Origin of the sequence: Paenibacillus paludis (assembly GCF_042610515.1) — a bacterium.
Classification (GTDB): Bacteria; Bacillota; Bacilli; order Paenibacillales; family Paenibacillaceae; genus Paenibacillus_AQ.
In genome coordinates this window covers 192,044-214,872 of sequence record NZ_JBGJZP010000004.1, presented here as the reverse complement: position 1 = coordinate 214,872, position 22,829 = coordinate 192,044, and the positions used below count along the sequence as shown (strand labels likewise).

Below are 22,829 nucleotides of genomic sequence, written 5' to 3'. Positions count from 1 at the left end.
TATGAATCCGCAAATCTCCGAATGCTGTTTTTACTATTTGATGCTGAGCCAATTCGGAACGAGAGCACACACATAACTGCATACGTTCGATTTTCCTGCCTCTGCGGATTACCCTACTTAATGCCATATTGATCATGTTAACCGCCTGTGGATGGATTGGGGATAAGGTACTCATTTAGATTAACTCCCTCCGGCAACCTCACCCATACCACTGCCCCTTGTGGGTGATTGTATTTTATCGGCTCAGGGAAAACTTGTATTTCCTCCAACACCCAAGCGTACAGTTCTCTATAATGCTTAACTAAATTTGATTCACTGGCTGGAATGCAATGCTTATGGCGACTTTTTGCAAAATCCTCTGATGAAAGCTTTATACAGTCCACTAATTGCGCTGTACCATAAACCAGACCACTACCACTTTTAACAATTGCTATTGTGCCGCGTTTGTAAGTTATCCGGCTGCGAATTTCCCAAGTTTTCCGTCCAGATAGAATCAAGTCAGCCCATTTGGGTTTTATGACCAGACCGTCCATGCAGTATTTCCCTCCTTATTACATAGTTTGTGTCGCACTGCACAGCAGAACTCAGAAATTTGATATCCCTCTGATATCGCTCGGACATACCAGCAACTCAGAACCCTTTTCATCAAAGATGAATGTTCCATCTTCCTTTTTCCCTTTGTATGTTGCTATATGCTCACTGGATGTCATGATTCCAGTAAATCCTTCTGGACGTTTCGCTCCAATATTAAGAAAATACTTATGTTCTTTAAGGATTTTAAAAGCCATCTTACTTTCCTCCTTCGTATTGTTCAGTACAAGTTAATGCGATGCTCTTTAATGAACTGATTGGTTGTGGTATAGACAGGGCTAATTCTCCCGTTTTTAAAATTAACTCTTGCTGTACGAAAACTGTACGGTCTATTAGCAAATTGGAGTACACCTACTTGATAGTCCCGTTCTTGTCTTATCTCCCGTAGCCGCTTATATCTCTTCTTCCTGCTCCGCTCCATCTTCAGCTCCTCTCTAATTCGCTATAGGCGTCAACGGTGCGGTACTCTCGTACTGAGTCTTACGCTTGTTCTTCCCAGATTAGATTAACGTTACACAAGGAGCAATTACTCACACCAATAGACACTTGATATTTATTACCTAATAACTCACATACGGGGCAACCATACTTGATATAAGGCTTCTCCCCTGGGTTTTCGTAATGATGTGCAGTTGGTTTAACAAAGGTTTTTCTTTGATAAGCATGCTTCGCTTCTGTTACTACTCCTTCTAACATTGGCGTTCTTCCTTTCGTTAGCTATTGAACAATATGCGTCAATAGCTCGGCATTTTCGGACTGCGCATTAATCTTCTCCGATGTAATTTCCTTCTTCATCGTAGTAATCAGGGCGCTCCTTTACATTATCAAACACCCATTTATTTGCCGCTGGCGTCCCTTTTTCCGGGAGAGAGTAGATCAAGGTTCCGAGTCGGTCAATCTTCAAGTGTCCAAAATTATACCCGGTGTCCTCATCAGCGTATTTAAAGTCAAAAGAGAAATCAGGGAATTTCTGAGCCAGTTCTTCAATAACGGGCATTGGTGCGTTCCAAGCTGTTTCAAACTTAATACCTTGTTCCTGGCCTTCAATCTCATAGGCGTTCCATTTCGTTCCCCAATTTTTAATGCTCCACTCATACCAAGGCGGTGAAATTCCTGGCGTTCCGAATGATTCCTCAATTTCCTTTGGCATCGGAATAAGCGAGTTGAAGTCGAACAGTGTGTCGTCTGTTTTAACATAATCCAAGACTTCCTTTACCGATCTTCCTTCAGGAGCAGTAATTGTAATGATATTGGTAATATGGTTAGGCATCGTATGCCCTCCTTAGTTTTTAATTTCGATATATGCGTCTATTGCTCAATGTCTTCGTACTCTTCAGGACTGCTCATATCCACACACAAGGTCGTGCATTTCCGCAATGACTTCCTCGATATTCCCCTCTTGCAGCAGTGTCACCCATTTATCCAATTGCTCGTACCACTCTTTATTCATTTTTGCCCCTCCTTCCTATACAATCATTTTCCCAACAGGATTATTAAAATCCCGACCGTCTCTATAACCTTGCGTACGCGCTTCGTTGTCCCCCATGCTATTTACTTGAATAGTTTTTGCGGCTGTCCATCCAGCGTTGTCATGAGCTTTGATCACAACTTCATGTTTCACGAGAACCAATGAGAAACACTCTAATGCAACTTGCTCTTTGAATTTCTCTCGCAAACCCTCCAAGAACCCGGAAATGTAATCATTTTTGATCCCATTGGAAACCCTACGGGAACTTGAATAAGAATTGTATTTCAGGTATTCACTCGCGTGGTACTTAATAGCACTTTCAGCAAATCCGTACACCTCAATTGCAATATCAACATCTTCAGGCAAACCTAGAAATCCAATATTTCGCCCGCTGGTGAAGAATCCAAAGCAGCGGAAGTTATCGGCAATGATACTATTGAGCTTGCGGTGCCACCATTCAACCCGACTTTTACGTATAGAACTCTTCCGTGCTTCGGGCGCTGCCTCTTCCTCAGCACCAACGTCCTGTGCTGTTAAACCGTGCTTTGCCATCAAACGTTGAGCAAGCAAAATCGCAGCCTGCGCTTCATCCGCATTTGAATTACCGTTAGCTAACTTAAGAGCCTTCTGAATTTTTCTAATAGCTGAATCCATATAATCCATCCCTTTCATGGTTACTGCTCCGCCTCAAATCTGCAGCACGGACAGCGGTAAAAGTCCTCCCGGATCTCCACCATCCCGGCACAACACTCCAGGCAGATCATGAGGCGTGCGCCCGTTCATAATTGACGAACTTGTTAAACTGCTTAAGGAATACCAGTTCAACGGTTCCTACCGGGCCATTACGCTGCTTGGAAATGATAATTTCGATGATGTTCTTTTTCTCCGAATCGGCGTTGTAGTAATCATCCCGGTAAAGGAAGGCAACAATATCGGCGTCCTGTTCGATGGAACCGGATTCCCGAAGGTCACTCATCATAGGACGCTTGTCCTGACGCTGCTCGACGCCCCGGCTGAGCTGGGACAATGCAATAACCGGAACGTCAAGTTCACGGGCTATTTGTTTGAGCGTCCGCGATATTTCGGAAACTTCCTGCTGCCTATTCTCGCTGCCGCGACCAGCAATGAGTTGCAAATAGTCAATGACGATCAGGCCAAGACCTCTTTCCTTTTTCAATCTCCGGCACTTTGCCCGAATCTCATGTACTGTTATGACTCCTGTATCATCAATAAAAATGTCCGATTCTCCCAGTATTCCGGCCGCAGTAGCTAACCGGGTCCAATCATCTTCCCGCATGGCTCCAGACCGCAGTGTTCCGGCATCTAAATTCACTTCCGCACTAACCATACGCTGTACAAGCTGCGGCGCGGACATTTCAAGACTGAAAACCGCGACTGTTTCCTTGGAACGAACAGCCACATTCTGCGCGATGTTTAAAGCAAAGGCCGTTTTCCCGACCGATGGCCGAGCCGCAACAATAATCAAGTCACCTTTCTGAAACCCTGTGGTCATTTGGTCTAAGTCCGTGTAACCCGTATGAATTCCCGTAATCTCGCCGTTTATGACGCTTTCTGCCTTTTCTGCAGTGTTTTCAACGACTTCTATAACTACATCTTTGATAGATCTGAAATCAGCCTTAGAGGATGCTTGATCCGAAAGAAGTGCAGAATCATTCAGCATGCTGCTGACAACCAGTCCGGCGTCGTCGCTATCATAAGCGAGCTGCATCTGCCGTTCGGCGGCAAAGATGGCTTTTCGTAAAGTATGCTTGTCCTCAAGGTCGCCGATGTAATAGCCAACATTGGCCGCAGTAGGTACAGCATGAGCCAACTTAGCCAGATAGCTAACACCACCGACTTTCTCAAGCTGCTTCATGCCGTTCAATTCATTCACAAGCGCGGGAAGCTCAATGGGACTCCCGACTTTGTACAGATTGAGAATGGCCTTAAATATCTGCTGGTGTGCCGGATTAAAGAATACTGCAGGCTCCAGCAAAGATGCACTATCTGCGGCATCCCCTGACTTGTCGATGAGAACAGCACCCAGTACCGTTGCTTCAGAAGCCGGGCTATTTGGTAGGACGCGAGTTGATTCCGAGCTTTGCATAAAGGGCCTCCTTATATCCTGCAGGCGGCAGCACCACATCTGCGCGGTTATTTTCTCTTTCCGCCAGGATATGCGCGGCCTCAACCTTACTCCGAATATCCTCTTTTATGTCTCCCTGTCCGCCACGTATCTGGGCGATTTTCGGCGGCCAGGAATTGGTTTGAATGTGCTTCCGAACGTTCTGGACAGCTATGTCAAAAGGGAAGTCCTTTAGGTGTTCGTAAAGCCTGTCTATCTCAGGATCGCTAGTGTCGATCTGATGTGCATATTCCTCTTTGAGCTTAATAAGCAAGTCAATAACTTGTGCTCTCTTCAAGCTCCTTAGCCTCCTTTGCTCGACGCTTCAGGTCTTCAAGTTCCTGCTGCTGCTTAGTTTTGCGCGGCGGCTCTGACTGAGCTGCCTGAGTTTTAGGCTTTCTAGAAGGCTTGCTGACTACCTGGGACTTTCTCCAAGCTTCCTTAATGCCTTTTTCGTAATAAGCAAAGCTGTTTGGCTGCTCAAAAGGATCACCGTCTCGGGCTTGCTTTGCCTGCTTCGCCTTAAACATGGTTTTCATAGTTTGGATGGTAAAAGGGGCTGAAATCCCTCCGGCGACCATCTGACCCATGGCATGTCGTTCAGCAGTAGAAACGTGTATGTCAAATTTTGAGTGCATTTTGCAATAAGCGTCTAAGATGGCAAGATAGCCATCGTCGGCGGGTGGGTTTTGATTCGGTTCTTCTTCCCACCACTCTTTTTCTAATTTAATAATAGTAGTAGTAGTAATAATATCTTTTGCATCGGACATTTTTGTCTGATCACTACCCAATTCCGGCCCATGATCGGACATTTCTGTCTGATCACTATCGCTGTGAACGGACAAATATGTCTGATCACCTTCACAGTGAACGGACAAATATGTCTGATCTCTGTCATTGTGATCGGATATTTCTGTCTGATCACTTTCACCATGAACGGACATTTTTGTCTGATCGCTTTCCGGTGAACGGACATTTTTGTCCGATCTCTTCAAAAGCCCTTTTTTCGAATGTTTGACCTTGATAATCAAACCCCGGGGCGCTCTGGTGATATGAAGGTATCCATGATCCTGCAGATCACTGATCCACCTACTGACTGTTTTGTCTTTTACCCCGAAGTTCGCGCCGATTTCAGATAGTTTCATCGGCTTGCCACCAAGGACAATCCCCCAAACGGTTCCATCGTCTTCGACTTCGGCGGTAGTGGAGCTAATGCACCAGACAAATAGCCATAATGCTGAGCCAATTTTTTTACAGTGATCCGGCGTCAGCAGCCCCGAGAACATTGGAAAGGGAAAGCTATCTGCGGGCATATTCTCACCTCTGCTGCCTTATCATCGTTTGCCCCTCTTAACCGGCGGGCGCTTTAATATCTCAGTCACATCCGTTCGGAGGATAAAGGCTAAATTGCCATCTTCCTGCCGGAGCTTAGCCCAAGGCCGAGCGACTCCCCATGTATCTGTGATCTCACCGGACAGGCCGCAGCTTGTCCGCACTGTATCGCCTTTAAGTACGAGAAGCATGTCGCAGCCTCCTTATCTCGCTAGTCGAAGTTGCAGTGCTTCCTGCAAGATTTTTGTACTATTGTCGTCTAAACGGTCTGCTTGCTGAATGTCAATGGTGTTAATGCCATTGAACAAATGAAGAGCAACTGTAAGCATGAATTTTTCAGAAGGGCTCCATCCTTTCGAAGCCTTAACCAATTCATCTGCATGGACTGTAAGTTCTTCAAAATCAATAAGTGCCGGATTCAACAGTAACTGTTTAAGCTTGTTATGATTCGTAAAAATGTGAAGCAGCCCCCGCCAGTAACGATCCTGAAGTAAATGTTCAGGTATCATAATGCCATTCCCCCTTTAATCAAATTTGCGGATATCCGCGACGCTTCACAGCGTTTCGGCCCGTGTCCATCGGGCCTCGTCAGGCGGGAAAACTATCATTTAAGGCGTCATTTATAGCTTTAATTTCAATTAATTTTTCTTCATCTGGTTGAAATGTTCTCATCAACACGTTGTTGACCATAGAAACATAAAACCTTCGGCACATGTCCTGTGCCTGGAACTCAAATTCAAATTCATCCTTGTACTTTTTGAATAGCTCCAGATTTTGTTTATAGTGAAAATCATAATCCAACATATCGCTCGGCCCCCTTGCGCTCTGCTCGTTCTACGGTTAAAATGGACACAATGAGACTCATAAGACGGTTTCTAGACTGCGACTGCCCTGACCGGCGGTCGTTTTTCATTTCCAATTTTGCTATGCGGATCATGGTATTTAGGTAAACCTCAGCGTCCCATGCTTTCCCCGGCAACAACTTATCCGGCTGCTTGCGGATCACCCGCAAATTATGCTTCGCTGTCTTCCCGGCAGATCTCGCTTCGGCAACCAATGCTTTTCTTTCCATCCTTCTACCTCATTTCACATAGTTTTTTGCTTTAAGCTCGGCCCGATGCTCTGTCCAAAGGGCTATGTATGAGAATTCATATTTACAGCAAAGTGCAGCTGTATTATGTGTGAGTGCCGTAATTGCCTCGATCTGCTCCATAAGACCGCTCTTGATAAGCTCCCGGTCGCTGGATGTCAATTGTTCAAGGCTCTTTGTGATCGGAAGCCTTAGTAATGCCTGCAATGCCTCCTGAATTTCTTCGATGGTTTTGATGTGGGTTGAGCTGGGATGAAGATCGGCGTTATCCAGCCATGGAACTGAAGCGCCCCCTGTTACCTCTGCCGCAGCTGCAAGCACCAGTTGCGGATCATCATAATGTTGTACCGCTGCCCTCATAACCGGTTCAGATGCCTTGCGGCTCCCTTTTACGATCTTCCCAATCTGCGAACCATCCACATGTGCGGCCCTTCCTGCTTGGGCTAAGGTGTCACCTCGCTGTTTCATAGCTTCTTTAAGTGCTGACGGAAAATGTCCAACTGCCATATCAAATCCTCCTATGTTTGTCCAAATATAGGGAATGCTTTTGGACAGAGGCATGATGTATGATTATGTCAAGCAATTCCCCTTGCCCACCATTCCCGGCCGCCGCAGAAGTCAAAGTGCGGCGGTCTTTTCATTACTAGAAGCTTTGAAGTTTTCTCTAAACCAACTAAGAAAATCGCCCCAAATGATGCGTTTCTGTCGCTCACCGCCTAAGTCATATACTGGGCAGCCCTTTATAGAAACAATGTCATATACTTGGTCCTTAGATACCTTCAATCGTTTTGCTAGTTCAGGAACGGTTATCACGTCTGTTTCTGAGAAAGGGATCGCAACTGATGTTTGATTATTCATTTAAATCGCCTCTTTCGTTGCTAATTGTTCCTTAAAGGAACATTCGTCCTTAAAAAAATTTTCCCACGGGAACTTAAGAACACTAGCAATAGCCTTTGCAGCTGGAACAGCAGGAGTTTTAGTGCCACTTTCAATATTTGTATAATAACTCCGCGAGATACCCGCCTCATCTGCTACCTGCTCATGAGTTTTTCCCGTTGTTTCGCGGAGTTCTTTTAACCAAATCCTCATTTAGTATCACCTCCAATGTTCCTTTAAGTAACTTTGTAATTCGATTATATGTTACTAAAAGAAACATGTCAATCATATTTGTTTCTTTTAGTAACATATGTTTCAAGTTTCTTTCAGGAACATTATAATGGGTATATCTTGTATAGTTGGAGTTGTGTACATGGAGATAGTAGGCAAACGAATAAAGGGTGAAAGAGAGACCCTTAAAAAGCAAGATCAAAAGTGGACTCAGGAATATGTCGCCGATCTTGTTGGTATTGCTAGGTCAACATACACCGCTTATGAGAACGGTACAAAATTACCACCCGTGGATACATTGAATAAAATAGGTGACATATTCAATTGTGACACTGATTATTTAAGTGGCAGATCGAATATACGTAAGAAACCAGAAATCAGCCTATCTTTCTACGACGGTTCATCAGATTGGACAGAAGATGAATTTAAAGCTGCGGACGAATTTATAAAGGAAATTAGAGAAGCACGACAGAGAGCTTTAAATAAAGCGAATAAAGAAAAATAATGAGGTTTTATTCATTGCCAGCAATGGCTTTTCTTTTACATAAAAAACAGAACATATGTGCGCTAAATGGAGGAATTCAATATGAACTTATCCAAATACTTCAAAACTCCGTTGGAGCAAACGATTGAGGATTACTACCTTTCGTGGGCTATCTTGAGGCCAGAGGATTTAACCATAGAACGAGTATCTAATGCATTTAATGTAGATGTACATTTAAAACGCATTAAATCGTTTTCTGATAATGAATTATATGTGATTGTTATCAATCAACAGGATGAACGAGACGAGCAGCGTAAAACTTTCTTTCACGAACTTGGTCACGTGCTTCGTCATGCCGGAGATCAACGTCAAATGTCGAGGCTTTTCCGGCAAATGCAGGAAGCCGATGCAGAACGTTTTTGCTTATACTCTGCGATCCCGTTCTTCATGCTTGAAAAACTGCAACTCCCGGTTGTAGAAGATGAAGCCGCTGGGAAACTTGCAGCAGTATTCCAAGTCCCTCCGGAATTCGCACTTCAGCGGCTGAAACAGATTCGCGAGCGAATTTCTAACGTCGAATTTATGGCCGCTTTTACATATACTGCTGCGACCAATGAAAAACCCTTGCCAAGCGCAGCAGTAACAGAGCCGATCATTCGAGGTGTCTACGGACTTGACGATCTATCTAGGCCCCACACGCTAGTCATTGAGCAGCGCGGAGGCTTTGAGTGGAATCAGCCGCTCTATATCGAAGTTAATGGAACCTTTAAAAGCGTCGATGTTCGTCCGGCCTCTATCCGGGATGGTGCCATTGTTCGTCCAAGCGATCTTTCTGTCCCTTTGGGCAACTCTGGATATGTAATGATCGACATGGGGCGTATAGCTTCCAGGTATGGTCATACCGCCAATAAATTGTTTCTAACTGTGGAAGATCTAGAAGATGCTATTAATTTTTAATACCTAAGGAGGCGAGAACGTGCGAGGTCACATTGCTCAAAAAGGAAAAAAGTATTACATAGTAATTGAGACGAAACATGAGGTGACTAACAAGAGGGTACGGAAATGGATATCAGGGCCGGATGGTGGTTTTGATAGAAAAAAGGATGCAGAAAGAGCCATGCCCGATATTCTAAGTGCTTTTCAAAAGGGGACATATGTTGAGCCAACAAAGAAAACATTCGGGGAGATCATGGAGAAATGGTTGGAAGATAAGCGCACATCAGTAAAATATAATACTTGGAAGTCATACGAGTGGCTTGTGAATACTCATATTATCCCGGCACTCGGTAACATACAAGCTGTTAGACTCAAACCACAAGACTTTCATAATCTATATCACAAAACTTTACTGCCGAAACTTTCAGTAGGCTCAATTAAAAAGGCGCATGTACTTATTATGGATGCATTGAACCGAGCCGTAGTATGGGGAGAGATTACGCAAAACGTAGCAACTGCAGTCACACTCCCTCAAGGAAAGAAAGTGAAATTTGAAGTTTGGAATGAGCAGCAGCTTAATCTATTTCTGGAAGAGGCGGCTCACGATCAGCATCATGTAGCTTTCGAGCTTGCGGCATCAACCGGAATGCGTCAAAGCGAAATTCTGGCTGTCAGACGGAAAGATGTAGATTTAACTAAGAATATGCTCTCTGTGCGGCAAGCATATACACTCGCTGAGGTTGGGCATGACTTTGATGATACTAAAAATGATAGTAGTCAGCGATCCATTGCTTTGTTTAAAAATACAGTGGATATGCTAGAGAATCACTTTATAGATATTGTTAAATTAGCTAAAGATAATCCACTGTACAATGACAGCGGTCTGGTTGTTCAGAGTGGAATTGGAACGCCGGTCAATCCCCGGAACCTTATGCGTAATTATTACGCTATCATTGAAAAAATCCAGAAAGAACAGGAGAAACTAAAAGATTCCGGTGAACCATACATCGATCTCCCACGCATCCGTTTCCACGATCTTCGGCACACTCACGCCACGCTACTGCTGAAGGCCGGTATACATCCTAAGATCGTTCAAGAGCGCCTGGGGCATTCTTCGATTAACGTCACATTGGACACATACTCCCACGTACTTCCGAACCTGCAGGAAGCTGTACTAAAGAATATTGGTGACTCCATTACAGGAGATCGCAAGCCTATTTTGGTAGAAGAAACTACCCAGAATGCCACTTTAGTCGAATGAAGGGTAGAAGAATGGTAGAAGAACATAAAAGGCGCAGTCCCCGAAATACCGGAAAACCGCGCCACACAAAGGTTTTAAGGATGCTGGTGAAGGGAATTGAACCCCCGGCCTACGCATTACGAGTGCGTTGCTCTACCCCTGAGCTACACCAGCTTAAAGCATTTTTTCTGTCAAACAAAAAATATTATACAACTTCCAGCCAAAAACGCAACATTTTTTTACAACATCTGGGCTTCAATTCTCCTCCAGCTTGCGTTCAACGGACTGCAGCTTGCTGCGGCTTGTAGACGGCTTGTCGCGGCGGTCATCAATCTTCAGCGACGTGGATACCCGCTGCGCCCCGGCAGCGAAAGGCGACTCATGCAGCGCTTCTACGGCAGCGAGAATCCGCGGGATCGGCCCTTCGATAATCGTCCCCATGGATGTAAGCTCATAAGTGATCCCTTCCACTCCCCTGAGCACACGCTGCATATCGGCCACATAGCTGCTAAGGCTCGTGCTGCCTGTGCCGATCGGAATTACAGTTACTTCGCCAATTGCCATCCTGAACCCCTCCTTAATATGCTGTAAAGCAAAACCCTTTATGGAAACTTCCTCGTGGTAACTCATTCCGGACTATAAACCTAAAACTCCTGATATATGTCTCCGGCCTGTTCTTATTGTAGCAACTCCGCCGCACACCCACAAATCGCCGTGAAGACTGTTGCTCCATTTAACACCCTCCGTAACCTTCGCCTCCCCATATTTCTCCGTTAGGCACTCCAGTGTCACGCTCACTATATTTATGGATTCTTTGTGGCATCTTTTAAGACAATTTATGACTTTATCCAGACACTTTTTGTACCCAACTTGTGGATTACCTGTGGACTAACTGTGGATCATTTGTGAGTAAAACCGCAGAACCCGCTCCCCGCGCGGAGTTTCAAAAAATGGTTTACAAACACAACATATTGGGTTATTTTTATCTAACGACAACAAAATATAGTGGAAACAGGTGTTTCGCTCTTTCAAGCGAGCTGAAGCTTAATAGGGAAACGCGGTGCAAATCCGCTGTGGTCCCGCCACTGTAACCGGATGCCTGCAGGCTTTCTGAAGCCCGCGAAGCAGCGTCTACCGGCAATAGCCACTGAGGGGCGGTAAAGCTCTCGGGAAGGCGCCGGAAGATTCACCGGAAGCCAGGAGACCTGCCTGTTTCGCCGACACCATCATTCATGCCTGCGAGGACCAGGTGAGGTGTCCGCAATGCGGCCTGCACAAGCAGACATAGCCTTCCCGTGTTTTAAGGAGCCAAGGCTGCCGATACCTGAAGGCGATAAACCGTTATCGCCCTCAGGTATCGGCTTCTGCGGAATATATAAGAACAGGACAGAGATTACCCCTGTCCCCTGCTTATATGTTCATCAAGACAACCGGCAAATATCCTTTAAGGATATTTCGTACGCATTCGGGCATTTCCCGCCTCCTCGGCGGGAGATGCTTTTTTACTGCTATCAGGAAGTATATACTTCGTTCTTACTATACCGAGGGGAGAGAGCTAGACAATGACGCTGCTGGAGAAACGGTACAACGGTGGACAAGCTGCACAGGAAGTTCTTTTGGAGGAAGTTATTCATTTGGGACGGGATATTATCGACAGCCGGGATTTGGATCTGCTGCGCGAGAATGCCAATTTGAACGGAGAAAGCTTCTCCGGCAAAATGAGCAAATTCGGCAGTGAATATTCCAAGTGGTATGCCCGCAACTTCACGATGCCGCCACAGCTCGTGCAGGCCATTCAGGATAATGTCGTGTACGTCCACGATCTGGATCAATACGCCATCGGAACGACCAACTGCATCTTCATCCCGTTTGAGCGCCTTCTCCGCGAAGGCTTCAATACCGGCAACGGCAGTGTCCGTCCTCCGAACTCAATTATGACCGCAATGTCGCTGGTGGCGATTATTTTCCAATCCCAGCAAAATGCCCAGTACGGCGGCGTATCCGCCAATAAATTGGATTACGACCTTGCCCCATACGTGACCAAATCCTTCGCTAAGCTGTTCCGCAAGGGACTGGAATACTTTGAAGAAGGACAAGCCGGTGATCACCTCGGCGAAATCACAATGAGCCGCAGCGATCTGGCGGAGCAGTACCCGCGCGCCTTCCGCTTTGCGCAGAAAGAGACCGAAAGCGAAACACTACAGGCAGCAGAGAGTATGATACATAATCTCAATACGATGTCCAGCCGTTCCGGCGGACAGATTCCTTTTACCAGCATCAACTATGGCACCTGCACCTCCCCCGAAGGCCAGCTTGTGATCAGCTCCCTGCTGACCGCCACCATGAACGGCCTCGGCAGCGGAGAAACACCGGTGTTTCCGATCCAAATCTTCAAATGCAAGCAAGGCATCAACCAGCAGCAGGGCGATCCGAACTATGAGCTGTTTCTTAAAGCAGCCGAATGTTCCGCACGCAGACTGTATCCGAACTTTGCCAATCTGGATGCTCCGCTCAACATGCAATACTATGATCCGGCTGACCCGGACACTGAATTTGCTACGATGGGCTGCCGCACCCGGGTGCTGGGTGACCGTTTCGGACGCGATCACTGCTCAGGCAAAGGCAATCTGTCCTTCAACACCCTTAATCTGGTCCGTCTAGGCCTTGCTCACGGCACTGTGACAGGCCGCCGTCTTGCTCCCGACGAGGAAGGCTTCTACGACGACCTGAATCATTATATGGATATTGCGCTGGAGGGCCTGCTGCACCGTTTCCGGATCCAGGCGGCCCAAAAAGCCAAAGCCTCCGATTTCATGATGCGCGAAGGCGTCTGGGAAGGCGGCGAGCAGCTTGCTCCAGAGGACAGCGTAGGCGATCTGCTGAAGCACGGCAGTCTGTCGCTCGGCTTCATCGGTATGGCGGAGTGCATGAAGGCCATGTACGGCAAACATCATGGCGAGGACATGGAGGTCCATGCCAAAGCGCTCGCCGTTGTCCGCCATATGCGTGAGTACTGCGACCGCAAGAGCGAAGAACTTGATCTTAACATCACGCTGTTTGCAACACCTGCCGAAGGCTTGTCCGGCAAATTCACCAAGGTGGACCACAAGGTGCTTGGCTCAATTCCCGGCGTAACCGACCGCGAATATTATACGAACTCCTTCCACATTCCTGTGTATTACGAGATCAGTGCGGCCAAGAAGATTAGCCTTGAGGCCCCTTTCCATGAGTACTGCAACGCCGGAGCCATTTCCTATGTGGAACTGAACGGCAATGCCCGCAGCAACCCGGCGGCTTTTGTCAAAATCATCCGCTACGCGCTGGAGCAGGAAATCAGCTATTTCAGCATTAACCACCCAATTGACCGCTGCTCCGGCTGCGGCTATGAAGGGGTTATCGGCACGAACTGCCCTTCCTGCGGCGCGCATGAGCATGACACCCATATCCGCCGCCTGCGCCGGGTAACCGGATATTTGACCGGTGACTACCAGACCCGCTTCAACGCCGCCAAGCAGGCCGAAGTAAGAGACCGCATCAAGCATCTATGAATATTTGCGGCTACTACCCGGAATCAATTAATGAGGGAGAGGGCATGCGGGCCGTCCTCTTCCTCAGCGGCTGCCGCCACCGCTGCCCGGGCTGCTTCAATCCGAAAACGTGGAATTTCAATTTCGGTGAAGTGTTCACCCTGGAGCGGCAGCGTGAGATTATCGCTGAAATTGCTGCTAATCCGCTGCTGGACGGCCTGACGCTGGCCGGCGGGGACCCTTTTTTCTCGGCAGAAGAGGCTGCGGGCTTTATCCATGAGCTTCGCGCCGTACTGCCGGATTTCTCAATTTGGATTTATACCGGTTATACGTATGAAGAGCTGACGGCTTCTCCGGGCTCGCCGGAATGGAATCTGCTGGCCTTGTGCCATGTAGTGATTGACGGACGATTTGTAGAAGAGCTTAAAGATACTACCCTTCCCTACCGGGGAAGCAGCAACCAGCGGATTATCGACATTCCGGCCAGCCTTGCCGGCAAGGAAATCATCCATTGGCAGCCTGCTGTACTTTAGCTTCTTGGAAATATAAATTTCATGGTATACTTTAAGCTTCTGTTTTCCGCAGACTCGGATTCTAGCACGCGATACGATCTATCGCCTGTTTCGAAGGCAGCTTTGAAATGTCGGCTGAGCCGCCATTTCCTGGCCGCTTTCTGCGCTATAATATATCAATTTTTAATATTGAAAATTAAACCCAAATACGAAAGGATGAATCCCCTATGCCAGAACTCGTAGTGAAACCCGACAACCGCCAATTGGCTTTTGATCAAATCCGCCTCTCCGTTTACGCCGACCGTATCCTGAACGGCCTTGAGCAATTAAGCAAAGAAACCTTGCTGCGCGGGGTGCAGTCCAAGCTTCGCCGGAGTGAGGTCAGCGGAGAAGAAATCAGCAGTGCCTTCACCATGAGCGCCCTTGAGCTCGTAACCAAAGAAGAACCGGACTGGAAGTTCGCTGCTGCCCGCTCGCTTTTGACGACCCTATACAAAAAAGCCGCAGTTAACCGCCGCTATAAAGCATACCCGGATGAGCCATACGGCGAATTGTACCCGCTGATTTCCGATCTGGTGAAGAAGGGCATCTACCGTGAAGAGCTTCTGACCCACTACACCAAAGAACAGATTGCCGAGCTTGGCAGCTGCATTGATTATACACGCGACCTGCTGTTCGATTACATCGGTTTGCTTACCCTGTCCGACCGTTACCTGGCCCATGACTTTGACGGGCGTGTGATGGAGCTTCCGCAGGAGCGTTATATGATTATCGCTATGTTCCTCATGCACACAGAGCCGGAAGAGAAACGTCTGGATCTGGTCAAAGAAGCCTACTGGGCGATGAGCAACATTTATATGACGGCTGCAACGCCAACGATGTCCAACGCTGGTAAAAAGGTTGCCGGACAGCTCTCCAGCTGCTTCATCGACACCGTCGACGACTCGCTCGAAGGTATCTTCGACTCCAACACCGACGTAGCCCGGCTGAGCAAAATGGGCGGCGGCATCGGCGTCTACCTCGGCAAGGTGCGGGCCCGCGGCTCCGATATCCGCGGCCACAAGAACACCAGCTCCGGCGTTATCCCATGGATCCGCCAGTTGAACAATACCGCCGTCAGCGTCGACCAATTGGGTACCCGCAAGGGTGCCGTTGCCGTCTACCTCGACGTCTTCCATAAAGATATTCTCGCCTTCCTCGACCTGAAGCTGAACAACGGCGACGAGCGGATGCGCGCGCATGACGTGTTCCACGGCGTCTGCCTGCCGGATCTGTTCATGGAGGCCGTAGAAGCGCGCGGCCACTGGAACCTTTTCTGCCCGCATGAGGTGAAGATGGTAATGGGCTGGAAAGATGAGAACGGCCGCGCACTTGGCCTTGAGGATTTCTATGACGAAAAGCTTGGCCAAGGCGCATTCCGCGACAAATATGCCGAAGCTACCGCCAATCTGGAGCTGTCCCGAATTACGGTTCCGGCCATCGACATCATGAAGCGGATTATGAAATCACAGCTGGAAACCGGCACACCTTACATGTTCTACCGCGATACGGTGAACCGCTCCAACCCGAACCGGCACCAGGGGATGGTCTTCTCCTCCAACCTGTGCACGGAAATTATGCAGAACCAGTCGCCAACGGTCATTGAGAGTGAAGAGCTGGTTACCAAAGACGGCCAGACCCGGATCGTTATCTCGAAGGTTCCCGGCGACTTCGTAGTCTGCAACCTGAACTCCATCCACCTGGCACGCACCATCCCGGCCGGAGTGCTGGAGCGGCTGGTGCCGATTCAGGTACGCATGCTCGACAACGTCATCGACATTAACAATATAGAAGTGCTGCAGGCGCAGTACACAAACAGCCAATACCGTGCAGTCGGCCTCGGCACCTTCGGCCTGCATCACCTGCTGGCGCTGGAGGGCATCCGCTGGGAGTCCGACGAAGCCGTGGAATACAACAATCACCTGTATGAGCACATCAACTATCTGTTGGTACACTCCAGCATGGAGCTGGCCCGCGAGAAGGGCCGCTATCCGAAGTTTGCCGGCTCCGACTGGGATACCGGAGCCTACTTCGACTCGCGCGGTTATACAAGCGGCGAGCAGGAAGGCAAATATGTGACAACTGAGCAGTGGCGTGAGCTGCAGCAGGAAGTAGCTAAAGACGGCGTACGCAATGCCTGGATGTTCGCGATCGCTCCAAACGGCTCGACCTCGATCATCGCCGGCTCCACAGCCAGTATTGATCCTCTGTACGAGCTGCTCTCCTACGAGGAGAAAACAACCTACAAGATCGCCAACCCGGCACCCGATCTGTCCGAAAAGACGATTTGGTACTACAAAACGGCGTTCCTGATTGACCAGAACTGGTCGATCCGCATGGCCTCAGCCCGCCAGCGCCACGTCGATCAGGGCCAGAGCTTCAATCTGTACGTGACGCCGGACATCAAGGCCACCGATTTCCTGAACCTGCATCTGAACGCCTGGAAGGGCGGACTCAAGTCGACGTATTATGTGCGGAGCCGTGCATTAACCATAGAAGAGTGTGAATCTTGCGCCAGCTAATTGTCTTCATGCCTTGAATAGAAACACGGTGATGTATTCGTAACTACGAGAAATGTTTGGGCTTCCGGCCGCTGTTGTCATCAGATGTCTTGATTGTACCGCTCATAGCGGACGACATCCGATGACAGCCTGTGCTTTCGATGCGAGCTTTCCTTCGGAAAGCTTTCAGGCGGTCGCTGTCGCTCCTACAGCTCCAAACTTCCTCTCCGTGACTAAGCGCTGGTTTTTAAAGTAAGCATTCACCAGTTAGCTGCGCGAACGTTGTCCCAATATCAAGATTGGCGGTTGACCAATTCAGGCTTTCTCTTCCTTGTTCAATGCGCAGCATGCCATTTTTTACCCATTTTTAATCAATAACGGGAATTCCTGCCGCTACTTGTGCCCCTGGATTGAAAATCCCACAAGGAACGGGAATTCTGCCCGCTAAGTTTTCACAAAAGGGCTCTATTTGATAAACAGCCCATAATAGCGACATGAATTCCCTCTATAAGAATAAATAGAACCATTCATACAAAATTACCGGGTGACTTTCCCGTTACCCCCTTAGGAGCCAGGAAGCTTGCTCCCCCTCTCCATTTGGAAGCCCGTTCCGGCGAGAGGGCATGGCGGCGGAAACCCATCCACAGTTTGAGTGCAAAATACAGGAGGGAAACAAAATGCAACTGCAAAAGATTTTTAATACAGAAGCGCCGAATATGTCTACCCGCATCATTGACGGGGAATGCTCGGGCATTCTGAACTGGAACGATATCCGCATGCCGCATATGTATAAGCTGTACAAGGTGCTGCTGCTCAACCACTGGATCGCCGATGAAATCCCGATGTCCAAGGATGCCCAGCAGTTCCCGATGCTTGAGGCTGAAGAACAGCGTGTGTTCAAGATCAACATCTCCCTGCTCGCGGTACTGGACTCCATGCAGACCATGTTTGTGGGCGACGTAAAGCGGTATTTTACCGACTCTTCCCTGGAGGCGATCTCCGCGATCATCGGACAGCAGGAGGTTGTGCATAACCAATCCTACTCCTACGTCCTCTCTTCCATTGTTTCGGACAGCGAGCAGAAGGAAATCTTCGAATACTGGAAACATGATCCGGTCCTGCTGGAGCGCAACCAGTTCATCTCCGATATTTATCAGGAGTTCCGCGACGAGCCGTCGAAGGAAACCTTTTTCCGCGCGCTGGTAGCCGATCTCATTCTGGAAGGGATTTTCTTCTACAGCACGTTTGCTTTCTTCTATAATCTGGCCCGTGACCAGAAGATGATGGCAACCAGCCAGATGATCTCCTACATCCAGCGCGACGAGAACCAGCATTGCTACTTCTTCGCGGAAGTGTTCAAGCAGCTGCTCGTGGATTTCCCAGAGCTCAACACTCCGGAGAATATGGATTATGTGTACCGCACCATCGACCGCGCCGTAGAGCTGGAAACCAACTGGGGTCACTACACGCTCACCAACGTGCGCGGCATTGACATGAACGAGCTGAGCGATTATATCAAATACACCGCTAACAAACGCCTGACCCTGATGGGCATGGAAAAAGCCTATAAAGGCGTGGACGTCAACTGCATGCCATGGATTAAGCCTTTCTCCGACGAAGCGCTGAACGCCACCAAAACCGATTTCTTCGAAGCCAAGTCACGCAATTACGGCAAAGTCGGCGACGACAACGGGTTCGACGATTTGTAAGATTCGACCCAGCCGGCTGCAGATAGCAGGTCCAGGAAATAACCTCAAAAACCCGGAAAAAGCCTTAGATAATCAAGGTTCTCCGGGTTTTTTCCTCTTCTGCTATTCAAAGTCACAGCTTTTTATAATATCCTGATATCCTCTCTAGTTCAGTAACAACTAAATTCTTCAAGCAAGAAGGCTGGATAGAGATAATAGCTGTTCCATATTTGATGAAGTAGCTCGAAATAAATTTTTCTTCTCCTTTATTATAAAATCCACAGATTGCATATTTCTCCTTATTCACACTTAACGTCATAGACGGATAATGCTCCTTATAGAACAAATCCACTGCCTTTTCCGAAATCTCCACCTCAAAATCAACGGCCCCCTCTAATTTATACATGTCAGCAGGGGATGACGTTAACTCTTCCGCTTTTTTGGAAGGATGATCCTTCAATTCCTGTATTGATATTATTTTGTCGCACCTAAAAACCTGCACCTGATTATTCTTAAAATTATATCCTGTGGCATACCACTGTCCATAAGATGCTGAGATATCAAAAAACTGAATCGTATAGGATTCCCCGGCACCATTTTTAGCATATCCAAGCTCGCATACTTTTTCCTCCAGCGCAGTTCTTAGAATTTCCTGGAGAAAAGGACTGCTGTTAGCATGCTTGTATGTCTCCAGCTTTAATAGTCGTTCCATTTGGAAGACCCTTAGTATCTGCTCACTGGAAAGACAGGATTCGAACTTCTTCTTCAATTTTTCAACACTTAAATGAAAGGGTGTCGATTGATATGTTTTTAGTGTCAGCATTGAAAAATACAAAGCGTATACTTCATCTACTGTAAACACAATAGGTGACAACAATCTATTTTTCAAGATCCCATATTTTCCGTATCGCCCCAATTCAGAAAAGATAGGCATCCCTATTTCCTCTAATGACTGGATATCCCGCAAGGCTGTGCTTTTAGAGATATTGTATCTGTCCATAATGTCCTTTAAGTTAAATTGCTCCTGCCCGTTCAAAAAAATAATCATATCGTTTATCCGTTCCGACTTTTTCATTTGTTATCTCCTCACGATCTGAAAGGTGTCAAAATATGATACCTTTCAGCAGTATACTTTACATGCAGGAGATATTAAAGGAGGAATAATTGTGGATACGAAAAGAGAGTTTCTAAGAATGATGGCACAGCAAACAGAAATAGCATTGGCAACCATTGCAGAAAACCACCCGAAGGTTAGAATTGTAAATTTTTACTACGATGACAGATCACATTCCCTTTTCTTTTCAACGTTTGCCGACAATCAGAAAGTCAATGAGATAGAAAAAAACAACAGAGTGGCATTCACAACCATTCCATCGAGCGGCAATGAGCATGTAAAAGCGGAAGGTCTTGCTGTAAAAAGTGCAAAAAACATTCATGATGTACAAGACGGATTCGTTCATAAAATTCCCGACTACAAAAACACCATTGAGCAGGCTGGTGATTTCCTGATATTATTTGAAATTAAGTTTGAAACTGCTATTGTAACTTTAGATTTCGAAAATACTGGTATTTACTCAATTTAAGAGCAGATATAAAACGGACTTGAACCGTCCTCATGATCCCGCACGAGATGCAGCCAGTTTGCGCAGCACCCCCTTCCACACATCAAAGAGCCCCCTGAATCCACCGGATAAAAGGAGCTCTTTGGTATTATTGTACGACAGGCATGGCTCGCGCAGTTGGTTACTCTCCGGCCTTGCGGGCCGCTTTATGCGCAGTCTCTTCCGCCAGCTCCGCCAGTACGCTGTTCAGCCGCAGCTTGAGTTCCTCAGCCAGTTCAACTATCCCCTGATCACTCCGCACAGCCTGTGAGTCCACGGCATATACGCCGCCCAGAATATGCCGTGCGCCCAGCACGGACAATACCGGCTTCAGTGCGTAGTCTATGGTGAGCAAATGTGCCAGGCTGCCGCCCATAAAGAGCGGGAGCACGATTTTGCCGGCCAGCCCTTTTTGCGGGATCAAATCGAGGAAGGTCTTGAGCACCCCTGTATAGGAGGCTTTATACACCGGACTAACCACGATTACTGCATCTGCTTCGGCTACAAGACCATTGGCTTTGACGATCGCTTCACTTTCAAACTTGGTATGGATCAAATCCTCCGCCGGCAGCTCAGCGACATTAATGCGCTCCACCTCAAACCCGCGCCCGCGTAAATCGTCCTCCGCATATTCAATAACCGCGTTGATCCGCGATACCAGAGACGGCGTTCCGTTGATCACAACTATTTTGCCCATTCCTCCACCTCTTTCGTTCATATCACAATATATGCAAGATGCACCTGATCTCAAGCCTGAATACTTTAAATTAGTAATAATCCTATCAAAGAGCAAGGATTAATGTCAAACAGGAATTACCCTTGCACCCCGCAAAATCATGGGATATAATAAGCGGCAATACTATATCCCGACCAGGCCAATGAACGGCATCCAACCGTGAGGCGTCTGCGACCGGAGCATTTACTTGTTCCCTAAGTTTACCGGGTTTCGCCCGTTACCGCGAAGACCAAAGAGGATCGGATTCCGCTACTGAAGCAGCTTTACAGGGATTCGGTCAACCTGGGTGGCACCGCGAGCTGACGCTCCTCGTCCCATGGATGAGGGCGTTTTTTGCATTTTTTTAAACCAAAAGGAGCGAAGCGGTATGCTGGACATGAACTGGATCAGGGAGAATGAGGAACTCGTAAGAAACACGGCAGTGTGGAAAAAGGTGGATTTCCCGCTGGATGAATTGCTGGAATGGGACGATAAGCGGCGGGTTTTGCGCCGGGATACGGAGCAGCACCGGGCACAGCGCAACACGCTGACCAAAGAAGTGGAACAGCTGCTGCGGCAAGGTGACACCCAAGGCGGAGAAGCTGCCAAGGAACAGGTGCGGAAGATCAACGCCCTGCTGGGCAAGCTTGAAGCTGATCTGGCGGAGGCGGACCGCCGCTGCGGAGAGCTGCTGCTGCTCGCCCCGAACCCGGTATCGGGTGATACGCCTATCGGCGGCGATGACAGCCAGAATGTGGAGCTGCGGCGGACCGGTGCGCTGCCGGATTTCGGCTTCGCGCCACGCGATCATGTCGAGCTCGGCGAACTGCATGATATTATCGATATACCGCGTGGCGTCAAGGCTGGCGGACCGCGCAGCTATGTGCTGAAAGGTGCGGGTCTGAACCTGCATCTCGCTGTGCAGAGGCTGGCCCTGGATGTGCTGGCAGCACGCGGCTTCACGACAATGGATGTGCCGGTCATCGTCCGGCCGGAGGCGCTGGAGCGGACGGGATTTTTTCCCGGCGGCATGGATCAGACCTATGAGCTGACAGGTGAAAAACGCTGGCTGGCCGGAACCTCGGAAGTGTCGCTTGTTTCATTATATAGCGATGAGATTGTCGATCTTGCGGAGCCTATGCGGTTAGCCGGGATGTCCACCTGCTTCCGCCGCGAAGTCGGCTCAGCGGGACGCGATGTGCGCGGCCTGTACCGCGTGCATCAGTTCTCGAAGATCGAACAGGTTGTGTTATGCAGAGGCGATAACAAGGTCTCGGAGCAAATGCTGCAGGAAATCCTGGCGAATGCCGAGCATATTTTGCAGCTGCTCGAGCTGCCTTACCGGGTCGTGGCCGTCTGCAGCGGTGATATGGCGCTGAAAACGCATAAGCAATACGACATCGAGACCTGGATGCCCAGCAGAGGCGCTTATGGGGAGACCCATTCGGCTTCGAACCTGCTCGATTTCCAGGCCCGCCGTTCGGGCATCCGTTACCGGGATGAGGACGGACAGCTGCAGTACTGTCACACCTTGAACAACACCGCAGTGGCTACGCCGCGGATTCTGATTCCGCTGCTCGAGAACCATCAGCAGGAGGACGGAACGATTTATATTCCAAAGGCGCTCCAGCCTTATATGGGGGGCTTAGACTCCCTCCCTGCTCCGGCACAGACAGAGAAATAGCAGAATACGATCCTGCAAATCTTTTTATCGTTTCATAAATGCCCTTGGCCTTACTGCGGCCGGGGGCATTTTTATGTTCTTTTCACATAAACATAACATACAGATAACACTAGCTAAATTAGAAAAAGATAGTCTCAAACCTATCATTTCATAAATTCAACACAACTCTTTGGATTGAACGAGAAAAAT

The 22,829-nt window shown here is 48.2% G+C and carries 27 protein-coding genes, 1 tRNA gene and 1 riboswitch; of the genes, 9 read left to right on the top strand and 19 right to left on the bottom strand.

The window, feature by feature from the left end; all coding sequences use genetic code 11:
- Positions 1-137: 137 nt before the first annotated feature.
- From ACAN56_RS09685 to ACAN56_RS09615, 15 genes are all read right to left on the bottom strand, one after another.
- Positions 138-533 carry an ASCH domain-containing protein gene (locus tag ACAN56_RS09685; RefSeq protein WP_341119373.1) on the bottom strand — a complete coding sequence of 132 codons (396 nt, stop codon included), beginning with the start codon at positions 531-533 and terminating at the stop codon, positions 138-140.
- 51 nt (positions 534-584) lie between these two features.
- Positions 585-788, bottom strand: coding sequence for a hypothetical protein (locus tag ACAN56_RS09680; protein ID WP_379142329.1), 204 nt, complete (start codon positions 786-788; stop codon positions 585-587).
- Between the two features lie 283 nt (positions 789-1,071).
- Positions 1,072-1,287: a hypothetical protein gene (locus ACAN56_RS09675; RefSeq protein WP_379142327.1), complete on the bottom strand. Its 216-nt coding sequence runs from the start codon at positions 1,285-1,287 to the stop codon at positions 1,072-1,074.
- A 67-nt stretch (positions 1,288-1,354) separates the two neighbouring features.
- Positions 1,355-1,861 carry a DUF1281 family ferredoxin-like fold protein gene (locus ACAN56_RS09670; protein WP_379142324.1) on the bottom strand — a complete coding sequence of 169 codons (507 nt, stop codon included), beginning with the start codon at positions 1,859-1,861 and terminating at the stop codon, positions 1,355-1,357.
- 195 nt (positions 1,862-2,056) lie between these two features.
- Positions 2,057-2,731, bottom strand: a complete 675-nt coding sequence (locus tag ACAN56_RS09665) for a DUF2786 domain-containing protein (protein WP_379142321.1) — start codon at positions 2,729-2,731, stop codon at positions 2,057-2,059.
- Between the two features lie 88 nt (positions 2,732-2,819).
- The gene (gene dnaB / locus ACAN56_RS09660; RefSeq protein ID WP_379142318.1) at positions 2,820-4,166 is read right to left on the bottom strand and encodes a replicative DNA helicase; all 1,347 of its coding nucleotides are present in this window, start codon (positions 4,164-4,166) and stop codon (positions 2,820-2,822) included.
- Positions 4,129-4,482 carry a replicative helicase loader/inhibitor gene (locus ACAN56_RS09655; protein ID WP_379142316.1) on the bottom strand — a complete coding sequence of 118 codons (354 nt, stop codon included), beginning with the start codon at positions 4,480-4,482 and terminating at the stop codon, positions 4,129-4,131. Before ACAN56_RS09655 ends, dnaB begins: the two co-directional genes overlap by 38 nt.
- The gene (locus ACAN56_RS09650; RefSeq protein ID WP_379142314.1) at positions 4,460-5,497 is read right to left on the bottom strand and encodes a hypothetical protein; all 1,038 of its coding nucleotides are present in this window, start codon (positions 5,495-5,497) and stop codon (positions 4,460-4,462) included. Before ACAN56_RS09650 ends, ACAN56_RS09655 begins: the two co-directional genes overlap by 23 nt.
- Positions 5,498-5,518: 21 nt before the next feature.
- On the bottom strand, positions 5,519-5,707 hold the full coding sequence (locus tag ACAN56_RS09645) for a hypothetical protein (protein WP_379142312.1): 189 nt from the start codon (positions 5,705-5,707) through the stop codon (positions 5,519-5,521).
- Between the two features lie 12 nt (positions 5,708-5,719).
- Positions 5,720-6,025 carry a hypothetical protein gene (locus ACAN56_RS09640; RefSeq protein WP_379142310.1) on the bottom strand — a complete coding sequence of 102 codons (306 nt, stop codon included), beginning with the start codon at positions 6,023-6,025 and terminating at the stop codon, positions 5,720-5,722.
- 79 nt (positions 6,026-6,104) lie between these two features.
- The gene (locus ACAN56_RS09635) at positions 6,105-6,320 is read right to left on the bottom strand and encodes a hypothetical protein (protein ID WP_379142307.1); all 216 of its coding nucleotides are present in this window, start codon (positions 6,318-6,320) and stop codon (positions 6,105-6,107) included.
- On the bottom strand, positions 6,307-6,588 hold the full coding sequence (locus tag ACAN56_RS09630) for a hypothetical protein (RefSeq protein ID WP_379142305.1): 282 nt from the start codon (positions 6,586-6,588) through the stop codon (positions 6,307-6,309). The genes ACAN56_RS09635 and ACAN56_RS09630 overlap by 14 nt, the downstream gene beginning before the upstream one ends.
- Before the next feature lie 9 nt (positions 6,589-6,597).
- The gene (locus ACAN56_RS09625) at positions 6,598-7,113 is read right to left on the bottom strand and encodes a helix-turn-helix domain-containing protein (RefSeq protein WP_341119363.1); all 516 of its coding nucleotides are present in this window, start codon (positions 7,111-7,113) and stop codon (positions 6,598-6,600) included.
- 111 nt (positions 7,114-7,224) lie between these two features.
- Positions 7,225-7,464: a hypothetical protein gene (locus ACAN56_RS09620; protein ID WP_341119362.1), complete on the bottom strand. Its 240-nt coding sequence runs from the start codon at positions 7,462-7,464 to the stop codon at positions 7,225-7,227.
- Entirely contained in the window at positions 7,465-7,695 is a 231-nt protein-coding gene (locus ACAN56_RS09615) for a helix-turn-helix transcriptional regulator (RefSeq protein WP_341119361.1), read from the bottom strand.
- A gap of 160 nt (positions 7,696-7,855) precedes the next feature.
- Here ACAN56_RS09615 and ACAN56_RS09610 point away from each other — a divergent pair, with 160 nt between their 5' ends.
- The 3 genes from ACAN56_RS09610 to ACAN56_RS09600 all read left to right on the top strand — a co-directional run bounded on the left by ACAN56_RS09610 (position 7,856) and on the right by ACAN56_RS09600 (position 10,394).
- Positions 7,856-8,218, top strand: coding sequence for a helix-turn-helix domain-containing protein (locus ACAN56_RS09610; RefSeq protein ID WP_341119360.1), 363 nt, complete (start codon positions 7,856-7,858; stop codon positions 8,216-8,218).
- A gap of 81 nt (positions 8,219-8,299) precedes the next feature.
- Complete coding sequence (locus ACAN56_RS09605; RefSeq protein ID WP_341119359.1) at positions 8,300-9,154, top strand: ImmA/IrrE family metallo-endopeptidase; 855 nt, start codon at positions 8,300-8,302, stop codon at positions 9,152-9,154.
- Between the two features lie 19 nt (positions 9,155-9,173).
- On the top strand, positions 9,174-10,394 hold the full coding sequence (locus tag ACAN56_RS09600; RefSeq protein ID WP_379142300.1) for a site-specific integrase: 1,221 nt from the start codon (positions 9,174-9,176) through the stop codon (positions 10,392-10,394).
- A gap of 81 nt (positions 10,395-10,475) precedes the next feature.
- Here the strand turns inward: ACAN56_RS09600 and ACAN56_RS09595 are convergent.
- Positions 10,476-10,547, bottom strand: a tRNA-Thr gene (locus ACAN56_RS09595).
- A gap of 81 nt (positions 10,548-10,628) precedes the next feature.
- Entirely contained in the window at positions 10,629-10,937 is a 309-nt protein-coding gene (locus ACAN56_RS09590; RefSeq protein ID WP_038585290.1) for an MTH1187 family thiamine-binding protein, read from the bottom strand.
- 432 nt (positions 10,938-11,369) lie between these two features.
- Positions 11,370-11,600, top strand: a riboswitch (cobalamin riboswitch).
- Positions 11,601-11,935: 335 nt separating this feature from the next.
- Here ACAN56_RS09590 and ACAN56_RS09585 point away from each other — a divergent pair.
- The 4 genes from ACAN56_RS09585 to ACAN56_RS09570 all read left to right on the top strand — a co-directional run bounded on the left by ACAN56_RS09585 (position 11,936) and on the right by ACAN56_RS09570 (position 18,661).
- Positions 11,936-13,921 carry an anaerobic ribonucleoside triphosphate reductase gene (locus ACAN56_RS09585; RefSeq protein ID WP_076113855.1) on the top strand — a complete coding sequence of 662 codons (1,986 nt, stop codon included), beginning with the start codon at positions 11,936-11,938 and terminating at the stop codon, positions 13,919-13,921.
- Positions 13,918-14,433 carry an anaerobic ribonucleoside-triphosphate reductase activating protein gene (gene nrdG / locus ACAN56_RS09580; RefSeq protein ID WP_038585284.1) on the top strand — a complete coding sequence of 172 codons (516 nt, stop codon included), beginning with the start codon at positions 13,918-13,920 and terminating at the stop codon, positions 14,431-14,433. The genes ACAN56_RS09585 and nrdG overlap by 4 nt, the downstream gene beginning before the upstream one ends.
- 206 nt (positions 14,434-14,639) lie before the next feature.
- The gene (locus ACAN56_RS09575; protein WP_379142297.1) at positions 14,640-16,973 is read left to right on the top strand and encodes a ribonucleoside-diphosphate reductase subunit alpha; all 2,334 of its coding nucleotides are present in this window, start codon (positions 14,640-14,642) and stop codon (positions 16,971-16,973) included.
- A gap of 656 nt (positions 16,974-17,629) precedes the next feature.
- The gene (locus tag ACAN56_RS09570) at positions 17,630-18,661 is read left to right on the top strand and encodes a ribonucleotide-diphosphate reductase subunit beta (protein WP_038585280.1); all 1,032 of its coding nucleotides are present in this window, start codon (positions 17,630-17,632) and stop codon (positions 18,659-18,661) included.
- A gap of 112 nt (positions 18,662-18,773) precedes the next feature.
- On the opposite strand, the gene ACAN56_RS09565 is transcribed toward ACAN56_RS09570, so the two are convergent.
- A complete protein-coding gene (locus ACAN56_RS09565) occupies positions 18,774-19,715 on the bottom strand; it encodes a helix-turn-helix transcriptional regulator (protein ID WP_379142294.1) in 942 nt (313 codons plus the stop codon).
- 91 nt (positions 19,716-19,806) lie between these two features.
- Between ACAN56_RS09565 and ACAN56_RS09560 the strand changes: the two genes are divergently transcribed.
- Positions 19,807-20,223, top strand: coding sequence for a pyridoxamine 5'-phosphate oxidase family protein (locus ACAN56_RS09560; protein ID WP_038585276.1), 417 nt, complete (start codon positions 19,807-19,809; stop codon positions 20,221-20,223).
- Positions 20,224-20,383: 160 nt separating this feature from the next.
- Here ACAN56_RS09560 and ssuE read toward each other — a convergent pair whose 3' ends face one another.
- A complete protein-coding gene (gene ssuE / locus ACAN56_RS09555) occupies positions 20,384-20,938 on the bottom strand; it encodes an NADPH-dependent FMN reductase (protein WP_038585274.1) in 555 nt (184 codons plus the stop codon).
- 406 nt (positions 20,939-21,344) lie between these two features.
- On the opposite strand from ssuE, the gene serS reads away from it, so the two are divergent.
- Entirely contained in the window at positions 21,345-22,640 is a 1,296-nt protein-coding gene (gene serS, locus ACAN56_RS09550) for a serine--tRNA ligase (RefSeq protein WP_379142291.1), read from the top strand.
- Positions 22,641-22,829: the final 189 nt, after the last annotated feature.

What these genes read in the sequence shown, in the direction of transcription:
- ACAN56_RS09685 (WP_341119373.1), bottom strand. Translation starts at nt 533, where the DNA reads ATGGACGGTCTGGTCATAAAACCCAAATGGGCTGACTTGATTCTATCT.
- ACAN56_RS09680 (WP_379142329.1), bottom strand. Translation starts at nt 788, where the DNA reads ATGGCTTTTAAAATCCTTAAAGAACATAAGTATTTTCTTAATATTGGA.
- ACAN56_RS09675 (WP_379142327.1), bottom strand. Translation starts at nt 1,287, where the DNA reads ATGTTAGAAGGAGTAGTAACAGAAGCGAAGCATGCTTATCAAAGAAAA.
- ACAN56_RS09670 (WP_379142324.1), bottom strand. Translation starts at nt 1,861, where the DNA reads ATGCCTAACCATATTACCAATATCATTACAATTACTGCTCCTGAAGGA.
- ACAN56_RS09665 (WP_379142321.1), bottom strand. Translation starts at nt 2,731, where the DNA reads ATGAAAGGGATGGATTATATGGATTCAGCTATTAGAAAAATTCAGAAG.
- dnaB (WP_379142318.1), bottom strand. Translation starts at nt 4,166, where the DNA reads ATGCAAAGCTCGGAATCAACTCGCGTCCTACCAAATAGCCCGGCTTCT.
- ACAN56_RS09650 (WP_379142314.1), bottom strand. Translation starts at nt 5,497, where the DNA reads ATGCCCGCAGATAGCTTTCCCTTTCCAATGTTCTCGGGGCTGCTGACG.
- ACAN56_RS09645 (WP_379142312.1), bottom strand. Translation starts at nt 5,707, where the DNA reads ATGCTTCTCGTACTTAAAGGCGATACAGTGCGGACAAGCTGCGGCCTG.
- ACAN56_RS09640 (WP_379142310.1), bottom strand. Translation starts at nt 6,025, where the DNA reads ATGATACCTGAACATTTACTTCAGGATCGTTACTGGCGGGGGCTGCTT.
- ACAN56_RS09635 (WP_379142307.1), bottom strand. Translation starts at nt 6,320, where the DNA reads ATGTTGGATTATGATTTTCACTATAAACAAAATCTGGAGCTATTCAAA.
- ACAN56_RS09630 (WP_379142305.1), bottom strand. Translation starts at nt 6,588, where the DNA reads ATGGAAAGAAAAGCATTGGTTGCCGAAGCGAGATCTGCCGGGAAGACA.
- ACAN56_RS09625 (WP_341119363.1), bottom strand. Translation starts at nt 7,113, where the DNA reads ATGGCAGTTGGACATTTTCCGTCAGCACTTAAAGAAGCTATGAAACAG.
- ACAN56_RS09620 (WP_341119362.1), bottom strand. Translation starts at nt 7,464, where the DNA reads ATGAATAATCAAACATCAGTTGCGATCCCTTTCTCAGAAACAGACGTG.
- ACAN56_RS09615 (WP_341119361.1), bottom strand. Translation starts at nt 7,695, where the DNA reads ATGAGGATTTGGTTAAAAGAACTCCGCGAAACAACGGGAAAAACTCAT.
- ACAN56_RS09610 (WP_341119360.1), top strand. Translation starts at nt 7,856, where the DNA reads ATGGAGATAGTAGGCAAACGAATAAAGGGTGAAAGAGAGACCCTTAAA.
- ACAN56_RS09605 (WP_341119359.1), top strand. Translation starts at nt 8,300, where the DNA reads ATGAACTTATCCAAATACTTCAAAACTCCGTTGGAGCAAACGATTGAG.
- ACAN56_RS09590 (WP_038585290.1), bottom strand. Translation starts at nt 10,937, where the DNA reads ATGGCAATTGGCGAAGTAACTGTAATTCCGATCGGCACAGGCAGCACG.
- ACAN56_RS09585 (WP_076113855.1), top strand. Translation starts at nt 11,936, where the DNA reads ATGACGCTGCTGGAGAAACGGTACAACGGTGGACAAGCTGCACAGGAA.
- nrdG (WP_038585284.1), top strand. Translation starts at nt 13,918, where the DNA reads ATGAATATTTGCGGCTACTACCCGGAATCAATTAATGAGGGAGAGGGC.
- ACAN56_RS09575 (WP_379142297.1), top strand. Translation starts at nt 14,640, where the DNA reads ATGCCAGAACTCGTAGTGAAACCCGACAACCGCCAATTGGCTTTTGAT.
- ACAN56_RS09570 (WP_038585280.1), top strand. Translation starts at nt 17,630, where the DNA reads ATGCAACTGCAAAAGATTTTTAATACAGAAGCGCCGAATATGTCTACC.
- ACAN56_RS09565 (WP_379142294.1), bottom strand. Translation starts at nt 19,715, where the DNA reads ATGAAAAAGTCGGAACGGATAAACGATATGATTATTTTTTTGAACGGG.
- ssuE (WP_038585274.1), bottom strand. Translation starts at nt 20,938, where the DNA reads ATGGGCAAAATAGTTGTGATCAACGGAACGCCGTCTCTGGTATCGCGG.
- serS (WP_379142291.1), top strand. Translation starts at nt 21,345, where the DNA reads ATGCTGGACATGAACTGGATCAGGGAGAATGAGGAACTCGTAAGAAAC.